This window comes from Pusillimonas sp. (assembly GCF_029263785.1).
GTDB lineage: Bacteria > Pseudomonadota > Gammaproteobacteria > Burkholderiales > Burkholderiaceae_B > Pusillimonas.
The window spans coordinates 19,397-32,155 of record NZ_JAJUFE010000008.1 but is presented as its reverse complement, the minus strand read 5'-3'; the positions used below and the strand labels follow the sequence as shown (position 1 = coordinate 32,155).

12 protein-coding genes are annotated in these 12,759 nt (G+C 58.5%); 9 read left to right on the top strand and 3 right to left on the bottom strand.

Annotated features, from left to right (window positions below; translation table 11 throughout):
- Window positions 1-8 precede the first annotated feature (8 nt).
- Genes rpoZ through Q1J88_RS04080 form a run of 3 tightly spaced genes read right to left on the bottom strand, consistent with a single transcriptional unit; the run spans window position 9 to window position 1,263 of the window.
- Window positions 9-215, bottom strand: coding sequence for a DNA-directed RNA polymerase subunit omega (rpoZ, locus tag Q1J88_RS04090; protein ID WP_301116274.1), 207 nt, complete (start codon window positions 213-215; stop codon window positions 9-11).
- Between the two features lie 32 nt (window positions 216-247).
- Window positions 248-883, bottom strand: coding sequence for a guanylate kinase (gene gmk / locus Q1J88_RS04085; RefSeq protein ID WP_301116273.1), 636 nt, complete (start codon window positions 881-883; stop codon window positions 248-250).
- 56 nt (window positions 884-939) lie between these two features.
- Complete coding sequence (locus Q1J88_RS04080) at window positions 940-1,263, bottom strand: hypothetical protein (protein WP_301116270.1); 324 nt, start codon at window positions 1,261-1,263, stop codon at window positions 940-942.
- A 92-nt stretch (window positions 1,264-1,355) separates the two neighbouring features.
- Between Q1J88_RS04080 and xth the strand changes: the two genes are divergently transcribed.
- The 9 genes from xth to pdxJ all read left to right on the top strand — a co-directional run bounded on the left by xth (window position 1,356) and on the right by pdxJ (window position 12,695).
- Window positions 1,356-2,147 carry an exodeoxyribonuclease III gene (xth, locus tag Q1J88_RS04075; RefSeq protein ID WP_301116268.1) on the top strand — a complete coding sequence of 264 codons (792 nt, stop codon included), beginning with the start codon at window positions 1,356-1,358 and terminating at the stop codon, window positions 2,145-2,147.
- On the top strand, window positions 2,144-2,932 hold the full coding sequence (locus Q1J88_RS04070; RefSeq protein WP_301116266.1) for a spermidine synthase: 789 nt from the start codon (window positions 2,144-2,146) through the stop codon (window positions 2,930-2,932). Before xth ends, Q1J88_RS04070 begins: the two co-directional genes overlap by 4 nt.
- Window positions 2,933-3,009: 77 nt before the next feature.
- Complete coding sequence (locus Q1J88_RS04065) at window positions 3,010-4,020, top strand: ABC transporter substrate-binding protein (protein ID WP_301116263.1); 1,011 nt, start codon at window positions 3,010-3,012, stop codon at window positions 4,018-4,020.
- 13 nt (window positions 4,021-4,033) lie between these two features.
- On the top strand, window positions 4,034-4,924 hold the full coding sequence (locus Q1J88_RS04060) for an ABC transporter permease (protein ID WP_301116260.1): 891 nt from the start codon (window positions 4,034-4,036) through the stop codon (window positions 4,922-4,924).
- Complete coding sequence (locus Q1J88_RS04055; protein ID WP_301116303.1) at window positions 4,924-5,718, top strand: ABC transporter ATP-binding protein; 795 nt, start codon at window positions 4,924-4,926, stop codon at window positions 5,716-5,718. Before Q1J88_RS04060 ends, Q1J88_RS04055 begins: the two co-directional genes overlap by 1 nt.
- 207 nt (window positions 5,719-5,925) lie before the next feature.
- On the top strand, window positions 5,926-7,209 hold the full coding sequence (locus tag Q1J88_RS04050) for an efflux RND transporter periplasmic adaptor subunit (protein ID WP_301116257.1): 1,284 nt from the start codon (window positions 5,926-5,928) through the stop codon (window positions 7,207-7,209).
- Between the two features lie 76 nt (window positions 7,210-7,285).
- A complete protein-coding gene (locus Q1J88_RS04045; protein WP_301116255.1) occupies window positions 7,286-10,486 on the top strand; it encodes an efflux RND transporter permease subunit in 3,201 nt (1,066 codons plus the stop codon).
- Entirely contained in the window at window positions 10,483-11,970 is a 1,488-nt protein-coding gene (locus tag Q1J88_RS04040) for an efflux transporter outer membrane subunit (RefSeq protein ID WP_301116253.1), read from the top strand. Before Q1J88_RS04045 ends, Q1J88_RS04040 begins: the two co-directional genes overlap by 4 nt.
- Window positions 11,967-12,695: a pyridoxine 5'-phosphate synthase gene (pdxJ, locus tag Q1J88_RS04035; RefSeq protein ID WP_301116251.1), complete on the top strand. Its 729-nt coding sequence runs from the start codon at window positions 11,967-11,969 to the stop codon at window positions 12,693-12,695. Before Q1J88_RS04040 ends, pdxJ begins: the two co-directional genes overlap by 4 nt.
- The last annotated feature ends 64 nt before the right edge of the window (window positions 12,696-12,759 follow it).

Here is a 12,759-nt window from a genome sequence, read left to right as displayed (position 1 = left end):
ATTTCAGGTTAGGTCGGAACCTTGCGCAGCATCTCGAGACCTGTCAGGCCGGCAGCAATTTCGCGCAGGGCAATAACCGTGGGCTTGTCCTTGTCGGGATCGACGCGGGGTTCGTGACCCTGCGCGAGTTCGCGGGCGCGATAGGTTGCCGCCAGGGTCAGATCGAAGCGGTTATCGATTTTTTCGAGGCAGTCTTCGACAGTAATGCGTGCCATATAAGGTTACGTCCTAAGGAAAATAACAAGGTTCAGTTGGGCGTCTTGCTGATGCCCAACTGGCTGAAAAGCTCGGCGTTGCGCGCAGCTTGCGTAGCGTAACGCAAACGGGTGGCCGAAACAATTTGCGCCAACTGCTCTAAAGCGACGCTAAATTCTTGATTAATAATAACATATTGGCACTCGGAAGCGTGCGACATTTCGCTGCCTGCTGCCAGCAAACGCTGGGCAATCACGTGAGGTGCATCCTGGCCTCGGCCACGCAGACGGGCTTCGAGCGCTTCAATGGATGGGGGCAGGATGAAAATGCCTACCGCCTGCGGGAAGTGCCTTCGAATCTGTCGCGCGCCTTGCCAGTCAATTTCGAGAAGCACATCGCGGCCCTCCTCGATGAAGGATTCGATTCCATCGCGGGGCGTGCCGTAAAAGTTGCCGTGTACTTCGGCCCATTCAAGCAGGCCGCCATTGTCGCGCAGCTCCATGAACTCTTCTACGGTTACGAAACGGTAGTGTTCATCGGGCTTTTCGCCGCTACGAGGGGCGCGGGTGGTGCATGAGATGGAAAGCGTGACGTCGCGGTCTTTTTCCAGCAGTGCGTTGACAAGGCTGGATTTGCCCGCCCCACTGGGGGCGACTACCATGAAAATGTTGCCAGAAAATCGCGACATTGCGTTGTACCCGGAGAAAAAAAGACAAAAAGCTTAGCAGATACCGGCGAAGTAGTTCAATGTGCCGCCTGGCTCTGGCCAAGCTCTTCAATCGTGGCCTGGTAGGCTGCGTCGTCAAGGCACAGGAACACAGCGGTGTCTCCAATGTTCATGTTGAAGGCCAGATCTTCAACCTGTTGGCGGGCGTCAGCGGCAGTGGAAACGGCTGTCACATGGACGTCTCCTTCCGCTTCGAACCGGCTGGCGGGAACAAAATCTGCGACGCGCTCAAGATCGGGTGAACTGACGACGACATAGGCCTGACAGGTCAGATCTTCGATGGTTACGTCTAGAACGACGCCTTGGTCGAGTGTCTGTGCGACACGGCTGATGGCTTTCATGAGTTGCGGTAATACTTATCTTGACGCACATGATACGCTAATTGGCTTTTCCGCCGCTTTGCGCTTACGAATCCTTTATTTTGAATCGCCCCATGAAACTAGCCACTTGGAACATCAATTCGCTTAAAGTGCGGTTGCCTCAGGTACTGGACTGGCTCAACGACAACCCCGTGGATGCCTTATGCTTGCAGGAGCTCAAGCTTGCACAGGACATGTTTCCTCTTGAGGCGTTCACCGAAATTGGTTACACGGCCTGTTGGGCGGGTCAAAAAACATACAACGGTGTGGCGGTCATTTCCAAGAACGCCGGAACAGACGAGCAATGCAATATTCCCGGGTTCGACGACCTGCAACAGCGCGTCATCGCCACCACCTTGCCCAGCCCTGTCGGCGACATACGCGTGATCAGTGCATACTGTCCAAACGGCCAGTCGGTGGGCAGCGACAAGTACGAATACAAGCTGCGGTGGTTCGCCGCCTTCCGTGACTGGCTTGAGCGCGAGCTTGAGCGGTATCCGCGCATGGCCGTGCTGGGCGACTATAACGTTGCTCCCAAGGATGAAGACGTCCATGATCCGGCCAAGTGGGAGGGCGATGTCCTGGTGTCGGACGCCGAGCGTGCCGCCTTCCAGGCGCTGCTGGACCTGGGCCTGATCGATTCATTTCGGGAGTTTGATCAAGAGGAAAAGTCCTTCAGCTGGTGGGATTATCGAAGAATGGCGTTTCGCCGCAACGCCGGCTTGCGCATTGACCACATCCTTATTTCCGAAGTGCTCCGGCCTTATTGCACAGGCTGTTACATCGACAAAGACCCGCGGCGAAACGAACAGCCCTCTGACCACACGCCTGTGGTCGCTACATTCGACTTCTCGTCCGGCTCATGAGTGCGTACGACGAGCATTGGCCGGATGAAGTGCCGACCATGTCGGAAGAGGGGGGGATCCGGTACCTGCACTTGGGTACCGAGTGGATCCAGGGTGCCATGCGCGTACGCAAGCCCAGCGAACTGGTGTTGGCCTACACCCGGCAGATGATGGCCTGGCTGTTGTTCATCGAGCCGCGCAAAACGGATTCTGTCGGTATTCTTGGCCTGGGCGCGGGTGCCTTGCTGCGGTTTACCCTGAAGCACACGCCGGTCAATGTTGAGACAGCCGAGTGGAACCCCGCCGTTACCGCCATGTGTCACGCGTATTTTCGCTTGCCACGCAATGACCGCTCGTATATTGACCATGTTGATGCGGCCGTGTGGGTAGAGAAACCCCATAATATTGGACGTTACGTAGCACTGATGGTCGACCTTTACGATTCGCAGGCCCAAGGGCCGGTGCGCGAATCGGTAGAGTTTTATCAGGGCTGCCAGCGTGCCTTGAGCCCTGATGGCGGAGTCATGACCGTAAATCTGTTCGGCAATCACGAAAGCTTTCCGCGCAATCTTGACAGCATCAGGCAGGCGTTTGGCGGGCCGGTTATTGAATTGCCTGAAAGTGATGCGGGCAACCGGGTCGTCCTTGCCTTTCGGGGGCCGGTCCTGCAGTCCACGACTGCGGAGCTTCTGGATCGGGCGGCGCAGGTCGAAAAGGACACGGGATTGCCGGCGATACGCTGGGCACGTCACGTGTTGGAACAACTGCGAACCGAGGCATGGCAAAACCCTGGCGGGCTGAGTTAAAGTTGCAGGAACTGACGGAAACGGCCGCGGAGTTTCCACCTGTATATCAAACAAGAATCAATGAGCAGAGGTTTGTAATGAAGTGGACGTTTCCTTCGTTGATTGCCCGTATTGGCGCAAAAAGCAGGGTTCACCAGGTGGCGACAGCAGTGGTGGCTGCAGTGGTGCTTGCCTCGGTCACGTCGCCCCCCGTACATGCCCAGTCGGTTGCCGTGACAAGCATTGTGGAGCACCCCGCACTGGATGCCATCAAGGATGGCGTCAAGGATGCCCTGGCCGAAGCCGGTTACACCGAAGACAAAGGGCTTGAGTGGCAGTTTCAGACGGCCCAGGGCAACACCGCCATTGCGACACAGATCGCACGCAAATATGTTGGCGACAAGCCTGACGTCATCGTTGCCATTGCAACACCCTCGGCACAGGCGGTGGTGGCCGCCACCAAGAGCATACCGGTGGTGTATGCCGCGGTGACTGATCCGGTCGGCGCCCAGCTCGTGCCTTCGTTCGAGCCCTCGGGAACCAACGTGACAGGGGTTTCAGACAGCCTGGAGCTCGAGCGGCAGGTCGAACTCATCAAACAGATTGTTCCCGATGCCCGCAAAGTGGGAATGGTTTACAACCCGGGTGAGGCCAATTCGGTTTCTGTGGTCGAGCAACTGCGTAGCCTGCTTCCTGGCATGGGCATGACATTGGTCGAGGCAAGCGCGCCGCGCACCGTGGATGTCGGAGCAGCCGCGCGCAGCCTGGTGGGCAAGGTTGATGTCATTTACACCAGCACCGACAACAATGTGGTCTCTGCATACGAATCGCTGGCCAAAGTCGGCAACGACGCACGCATTCCGCTGATTGCCTCTGACACTGCCAGTGTCGAGCGTGGGGCCATCGGAGCGCTCGGGCTCGATTACTATGAAATGGGCCGTCAGGCAGGGCGAATTGTCATACGAATCCTCAAGGGAGAAAACCCGGGCGAAATCGCCTCCGAAACAAGCGACAAACTTGCCCTGCACCTTAATGCGGTTGCGGCCCGCAAGCAGGGCGTAACGTTGTCTGAAGAGCTGCGCAATTCGGCCGCTCACATCATCGAATAAGCCGGAAACCCTCATGTCCTGGTACGCGTTGTGGGGTGCGCTTGAAATCGGCCTGATATACGGGCTGGTTGCCTTGGGCGTGCTGATCTCTTTTCGCATCCTGCGTTTCCCCGACCTTACCGTGGACGGAAGTTTCCCCTTGGGGGCGGCGGTGGCGGCTACCCTGATCGTGATGGGGTGGAATGCGTTCGCCGCCACACTTGTGGCGACAATTGCCGGCGCGCTTGCCGGCGCCATTACCGGCTGGCTGAATGTGCGGCTAAAGATCATGGATCTGCTTGCAAGCATCCTGATGATGATCGCGCTGTATTCAATCAACCTGCGCATCATGGGACGGCCGAACGTCCCGCTCATAACTGAACCCACCGTTTTTTCGGTGTTCATGAGCGACAACCTGCCCGACTATATTTTGCGGCCACTGCTGATTCTCGCTCTGGTGGCGCTCGTAAAGTTTGCACTGGACTGGTATTTGGGTACGCATTCGGGGCTGGCACTGCGCGCGACTGGCTCCAATCCCAGAATGGCACGGGCGCAGGGTGTCGCGACAGGTGCCATGGTGCTGATCGGTCTGGCTCTTTCAAACGCCTTGTGTGCCCTGGGTGGGGCACTATTTGCTCAATCCCAGGGGGTGGCGGACATCTCCATGGGCATTGGAACCATTGTCATCGGCCTTGCCGCGGTGATCGTGGGTGAAAGTCTTACGAATTCGCGCAGGCTGGTCTTCATGACAGCGGCAGCAATCGTTGGCGCCGTCCTGTACAGAATTTTTGTGGCGCTTGCGCTGAACGCCGATTTCATCGGACTGCACGCGCAAGACCTGAACCTCATTACAGCGGTGCTGGTCACCATCTTTCTGGTCGTGCCCTTGCTGCGCCAGCGCATTCGCGACCGCAAGAGGCCATGATGTTAATAGCACAAGATCTGCACATCACGTTCAATGCAGGGACACCGATCGAGACCCGGGCGTTACGCGGGCTGTCACTCGAAATACCTACGGGGCAATTCGTGACCGTCATCGGTTCCAACGGGGCAGGCAAATCCACGCTGCTAAATGCCATCTCGGGAGAAGTTCAGCTCGACCGGGGTTCCCTGCGCATTGACGATGTCGAACTCAATCGGATGCCGGTTTGGGATAGGGCCGGCATGGTGGCGCGGGTATTTCAGGACCCTTTGTTGGGTACGTGCGAAGACCTGACCATTGAAGAGAACCTTGCCCTGGCAGCCAATCGCGGTGAGCGCCGGGGCCTGAAACGGGCTCTGGCACCTCAACTTCGCACCGAGTGTGCCGAGCGGTTGGCCAAGTTGGGACTTGGACTTGAGAGTCGTCTGGGCGACCGCATTGGCCTGCTTTCGGGGGGACAGCGTCAAGCCGTCAGCCTGTTGATGGCAGCGCTGCGGCCGTCCCGCATATTGTTGCTCGATGAGCACACTGCGGCCCTCGACCCGCGGATTGCCGCGTTTGTTCTAGATATCACGCGACGCATCGTGGCAGAACGTCAATTGACTACCCTGATGGTTACACATAGCATGCAGCAGGCGCTCGAAACCGGCGACAGGACCATCATGCTGCATCAGGGACAGGTTGTCCTTGATGTGTCAGGCGAAGAGCGGCGCAGGCTCGACGTGCCACATTTGCTCAAGATGTTTGAGCGCGTACGTGGAGAAACAGTCTCGGATGACGCCCTGCTGTTAGGGTGAGACCAGTCGGGCAGCCAGCAGGATTGCGCCGCCTGGCTGCACAGGTCGGATCAACAACAACCATAAGATCCGGCGTATGCAATCATAAATCTGAAATTATTTCTTCGTTTAATGAGATCGAGTTTCGTTTTATACTCGTCGTTTGCCAAAAATTACAGAGCCGTCGCCGGGCGTTACACCCCGGCGCTGTTTCCCCAGGAGCCATTGATGCGCATTTTTCGTCTGCCCGCCCGGCAGCAGGCCCGAGTGTTTTTGCTTTCGTCGTTAGTGCTGCTTGCGGCTTGCGGTAAGGAAGCCCAGGGTCCGCATGGTGATATGAAAGTGCCGGTCAGCGTGATTACCGTCGAACCTGCACGTACCGAAGTCGTCGTCGACTTGCCGGGGCGTGTCGATGCCATCAAGAATGCGCAGATCCGTGCACGTGTTACGGGCATAGTGGAAGAAATCAATTTTGTTCAAGGCAGTGATGTCAAGGCCGGTGAATTGTTGTTCACGATTGATCCCGCTCCTTACGAGGCTGCTCGTGCCCAGGCGGCCGCACAGCTGAAACAGGCAGAAGCGGATGCGCAGGCTGCGCGTACCCTGGCAAGGCGTTACAGCAAGCTGATCGATGCCAACGCGGTAAGCCGTCAGGAGTATGACAACGCCGTCGCTGCCGCGGCTCAGGGCGAAGCGGCAATCGCAGCAGCCAAGGCCGCGCTCCAGGCCGCGGAGATCAACCTGGGTTACACCAAGGTCACTTCGCCTATCGATGGACGTATCGGAGCCGCCATGGTGACGGAAGGTGCTCTTGTCAGCAGTGCCAACGCTACCCAGATGGCCACTGTCCAGCAGCTCGACCGGGTCTACGTCGACATTACCCGTCCAACGGCTGAACTGGCCCAGCTTCGCAAGGCGCTGGCCGATGGCACCCTTGAACGCGCCGGTGAAGAGGCAGCAAAGGCCACCGTAATTCTCGAAGACGGCAGCGTGTACGACCATTCCGGAAAACTGCTGTTTTCCGGTGTCTCCGTCGACCCGACTACCGGTCAGGTCAATATGCGGGCCGAATTTCCCAACCCTGATGAAATCCTGCTTCCCGGCATGTACGTTCGGGTCCTGCTGGCGCAGGGTGTGGACGAGAAAGCCTTGATGGTGCCCCAGCAGGCGCTGCAGCGCACCGCCGACGGCAAAGGTGCCCTCATGCTGGTCAAGGACGGCCAGGTACATGCCACGCCGGTTACCACTGGCCCGGCAATTGACGGCAAGTGGATGATCACTTCGGGCCTCTCTGCGGGTGATGTTGTTGTTGTCGAGGGCTTCCAGAAGATTCGACCTGGCGTACCTGTCCAGCCCATACCCTGGCAGCCTGGCGCCAAACCTGGCCAAGGACAGCCGCAACAGCCCCCCGCCCAAGGCGCTGGCGGTGCTGAGGGGGGCCAATCGGGCCAGGGTGCTGCGCGGCAAGGCGACGCCGCCGAACCCGGCCAGGCTCCGGGCTCTGGCTCGTGATGCCGGAACGCAGATAGAAACTGTCTATGCGGGCCCTGGCCGGCCCGCGACATCCAAGCTTTTAAAGTGAGCACACATGCCACAGTTTTTTATTGAGAGACCGATTTTTGCCTGGGTGGTGGCATTGGCCATCACTTTGGCCGGCCTGCTGGCAATCCCCAATATGCCGGTGTCGCAGTACCCCGAAGTGGCTCCACCTTCCATTACGATCAATGCGACCTATCCCGGCGCATCGGCTAAGGACGTGGCGCAGTCGGTCGCCAGTCTGATCGAGAATGAACTTAACGGTGCCAAGGGTCTGCTTTATTACGAGTCGATCAGTGACTCGTATGGACGCGCCGAGATCACGGCAACCTTTGCGCCGGGCACGGACCCGGACATGGCCCAGGTGGACGTGCAAAATCGTATCTCGAATGTCAGCGCCAGCCTTCCGGCCGCCGTGATGCAGCAGGGTCTGAAGGTAGAGCAGGCCAATCCGAACTTCTTGCTGGTCGTCACCATTACTTCGACTGACGGGTCGATGGATCAGACGGCTCTGGCCGATTACATTACCCGCAACGTTCAGAACACCATCGCCCGGGTTCCCGGGGTCGGAAAGTTCCAGTTGTTTGCCGCGCCACGAGCGATGCGGGTGTGGGTCGACCCCGACAAGCTCACCGGTTACAACCTGAGCATGGCGCAGGTCAATGCCGCCATCGCCAATCAGAACAAGCTGATCTCGGGCGGTATCCTGGGATCGCCACCCAATCCCAGCGATCAGCGCGTCGCCGCGCCGATACTGCTCAATGGCGAACTTTCCAGCGTTCAGGATTTCGAAAACATTGTCCTGCGGGCAAATGTGGACGGCTCGGCCGTGCGAATCAAGGACGTAGCGCGAGTTGAGGTCGGCTCGGACACCTATCAGTTTGGCGCATGGCTCAATGGCAAGACGACAGCCGCTTTTGCCATTTCCCTGACGCCCAACGCCAACGCCCTGACGACCGCTGAGGGCGTCAAGAGGCAAATGGAAGAACTCTCGAAGTTCTTCCCGCCCAATATGGAATACTCCATTCCATATGACACCACCCCGTATGTGGAAACATCTATCGAACAGGTGCTGCACACCCTGGTCGAGGCCATGGTGCTGGTGTTCCTGGTGATGTTCCTGTTCTTGCAGAACGTCCGGTACACGCTGATTCCCGCGCTGGTGGTGCCTATCGCCATCCTGGGGGCCTTGGCCGTGATGCTGGCGTTCGGTTTCTCGATCAACGTCCTGACCATGTTCGCCATGGTGCTGGCCATTGGTATCCTGGTTGACGATGCGATCGTTGTGGTCGAGAACGTGGAACGGATCATGGCCGAAGAGGGCATCAGTCCCAAAGAGGCTACGAAAAAGGCCATGCCCCAGATCAGTGGGGCCGTGGTTGGCATGACGCTGGTGTTGGCTACGGTGTTTTTCCCGCTGGCATTCATGTCCGGCTCGGTCGGGGTGATTTATCGCCAGTTCTCGGTGGCCATGGCGGTTTCCATCCTGTTTTCCGGGTTCCTGGCATTGACGTTTACCCCTGCCTTGTGCGCCACGATTCTCAAGCCTATTCCAAAAGGGCATCACGAGGAAAAGCGTGGTTTCTTCGGCTGGTTCAACCGAAAATTCGATCGGATCACCCGACGCTACGAAGGCTGGGTGGGCAAGAGCCTGAAACGTACGGGCCGCATGATGTTCATCTACCTGTTGCTGGCGTTGGTGATGGGCTTCCTGTACTTCCGCATGCCCACCTCGTTCCTGCCCCAAGAGGACCAGGGATACGCAATTGTGAACATCGAACTGCCGTCGGGTGCTACCGCTAACCGAACGCAGGAGACCATCCGTAAGGTTGAACAATATTTCTTCAACCAGCCGCAAACGCAGAACGTCATCTCGGTTCAGGGCTTCAGTTTTAACGGTAGCGGCCTTAACGCGGCGATTGCCTTTGTACCCCTCAAGGATTTCTCGGAGCGCAAGGGACGCGAAAACTCTGCCCAGGCCGTAGCTGACAAGGCGAACCAGAACCTGTTGTTCGGCTTGCCCGACTCTATGGTCTTTGCCATTGTGCCTCCGGCTATTTCGTCGCTGGGCAATGCCGCCGGTTTCGATCTTCGATTGCAGGATCGGGGCGGTCTCGGACATGACGCCCTGCAGGCAGCCACGCAACAATTGTTGCAAGCAGCCATGCAGAATCCGAAGCTGCAGGATACTCGCGTGACAGGCCTCGGTCCGGGTCCGCAGCTTAATGTAAAGATCGACCGGCAGAAAGCCGCTGCGCTCGGGGTGGATTTCTCGGAAGCCTCTGCGCTGATCTCTACAGCGGTCGGCTCATCCTATGTGGGCAAGTTTCCCAATATGGGATGGATGCAGAACGTGTGGGTGCAGGCTGATCAGAAGCACCGCATGTCTCCTGACGACCTCATGAAGCTTACGGCGCGCAATGCCGCCGGCGAAGCTGTTCCCCTGTCGTCGTTCGTGACCGCCGAGTGGACGCAAGGGCCGGTCCAGGTTGTGCGTTACAACAGCTACGAATCCGTCCGTATTGGCGGTACCGCCGCACCGGGTTACTCGACTGGCGAGGCCATGGCCGAAATGGAGGCCTTGGTCGCACAGCTGCCCAACGGCTTCGGCTATGAATGGACCGGCCTGTCATACCAAGAGAAGCAAGCAGGTGCGCAGTCTGTCATTCTGCTGTCACTGGCCATGCTGGTAGTGTTCATGGTGTTGGCGGCACTGTACGAAAGCTGGGCCATTCCGCTTTCGGTGATGCTGATGGTGCCTCTGGGCATGCTGGGCGCTGTGGGGCTGATATCCGCGCTCGGAATGCCGAACGACGTGTATTTCCAGGTGGGGATGGTGACAGTGATCGGGCTGGCGGCCAAGAACGCCATTCTGATTGTCGAGTTCGCCAAAGACAGTTACGCCTATAGCGGTAACATCATCGAGGCAACTGTTGAGGCCGCACGGCTGCGTTTCCGCCCCATCCTCATGACATCCTTCGCATTCATCATGGGCGTGGTACCGCTGGCTCTGGCTACCGGAGCAGGTGCGGCCAGCCAGAATGCCGTGGGCCTGGGCGTGTTGGGCGGCATGCTTGCCGCGACCCCCTTGGCGATGGTATTTGTGCCAACCTTTTTCGTGGTGATACTTCGCTTGTTCAAGACCCGGCCCAAGGTCAGCGGCGCGCACGCCGGCCCACTGACTTCCGTGCACCATGATATTGACGATAACCAATCGGAGCCCGGGTCTGCCAAGAACGGGAATCAAGAATGAGTCGACGCGTTTTTCGTAATACCGCCTTACCGACGCTGACCGCGCTGATACTGGCCGGATGCTCGCTGGCGCCCAAGTACGAGCGCCCGGCGGCTCCGGTTCCGGGCCAGTATCCAACGTACACAGATGCTACGGCGTCTGGTCAACAGGGCACGGAAGTGTCTGCCGACCTGGGATGGCGGGAGTTTTTCCGTGACCCACAGCTGCAGGCGCTGATCGGGATTGCGCTGGAGAATAACCGTGACCTGCGGGTTGCAATCGAGCGAGTCCAGGAAGCGAGGGCCCAGTTTGGCATTCAGCAAAGTGAAAGATTGCCAACATTCGGCGCCGGCGGCCTCTCCCAGGTAACTCGCAACCCCGAAGGCCTGCGCATGGGCGGACCCGATGCGCCAAGCGTGACACGTATGTATCAGGCCGGGGTGGGCATCACCTCGTTCGAACTTGATTTCTTTGGTCGTATACGTAATCTTTCCGAAGCCGCATACCAACAGTACCTGGCAACCGAAGCCGCCCGGCGTACGGTACACATAAGCCTGGTGGCCCAGGTGGCCGAAGCGTACTTCACCTTGCGAGCAACCGAACAGCAGCTTGAGCTTGCGCGTCGCACCCTGGCGGCGCGGCAGGCCTCGTTTGATATCGTTCAGCGCCGCTTTGATTCGGGTGTGGCCGGCGCACTGGACCTGAATCAGGCACAGGGGCAACTGGATACGGTTCGCGCCGACATAGCAGAGCTCACGCGCCTGGAAGCACAGGCGCAGAACGCCTTGCTTCTGTTGCTGGGCGAGCAGCCTCCTGTCGACCTTCCGGCATCGCAACCCTTTGGCAAGGATCAGCTCCTGACCTCAATTCCGGTCGGGCTGCCGTCAGATCTGCTTGCCCGCCGACCTGACATCATTGCTGCTGAACATGCGCTGGTGGCTGCGAATGCAAACATCGGCGCAGCGCGTGCGGCATTCTTTCCGAACATTTCCATTACGGGACTGCTAGGATTCGCCAGTGGCCAACTCGGCGGTTTGTTCAGCTCTGACAACAGATACTGGACCTACTCACCCCAAATCACCATCCCGCTGTTTTCCGGCGGAGTAAGCGGGAACCTGGACCTGGCCGAGGCACGCAAGAACATCGCGGTAGCCGAATACGAGAAAGCCATCCAGGTTGCGTTCCGTGAGGTTGCGGATTCATTGGCGGGTGAGGCTACCTACGCCAGCCAGCTGGATGCCCTGCGCTCGCTTGAAGAGTCCAATGCCAAGACGCTTGAGATCGCCAAGCTGCGCTACCAGGAAGGGATCGATAGCTTCCTGCAGGTGCAGACAGCCGAAGTAGGGCTTTACTCGGCACAGCGGCAATTTCTTCAGACCGGCCTGAACTCCCTGCTTAACCGTGTCGAACTGTACAAGGCACTGGGTGGGGGATGGGTCGAAAATACTGATGAACCTGTCTCGGGCAATCCCGTGATCGGTGTGTCTGTCGAGGCCGAAAAATGATCGAGCTTGGCGTCAATATCGACCACGTTGCAACCTTGCGCCAGCAACGGCTCACCGCGTATCCCGATCCGGTTCGCGCCGCAGTCATTGCTGAAGAGGCGGGTGCTGACCTGATCACACTTCATTTGCGCGAAGACAGGCGGCACATTCAGGACGCTGATGTACCGGCCATTCGAGCCAAGTTGCGCACCCGGATGAACCTTGAGTGTGCAATCACGCCCGAGATGCTGGAGCTTGCGTGCAAGGCTCGTCCCCACGATGTCTGTCTGGTTCCCGAACGACGCGAAGAGTTGACGACAGAAGGCGGGCTGGATGTTGTGGGACACTTTGACAGCGTGCGCGATGCCGTGAATCGCCTGCACGATGCGGGGATCAGGGCGTCCCTGTTCATCGATCCCGACCCAGCTCAGATCGAGGCGGCCGGCCGCGCGGGTGCGACCGTCATCGAGCTGCACACCGGGGCTTACGCAGAGGCGACAGGCCCCGACATGCAGACAGAACTCGAGCGCGTACGACAGGGCGCCGCCCTGGGAGCAGGACTCGGCTTGCGCGTGAATGCCGGTCACGGGCTCCATTACGAAAACGTGTCTGCCATCGCGGCTTTGCCGGGAATTGCCGAGCTGAATATCGGACATGCCATAATTTCCCAGGCGGTTTTCGACGGACTGGAAAAAGCAGTGCGGGACATGAAGGCACTGCTCGTCGCAGCTTCCTCGCCAAACTGATCCTGCCGTTGGCAGGCATTACCAAAATCCTGCGTTGGCAGGGTGATTTCTACCCGTAAGGGGA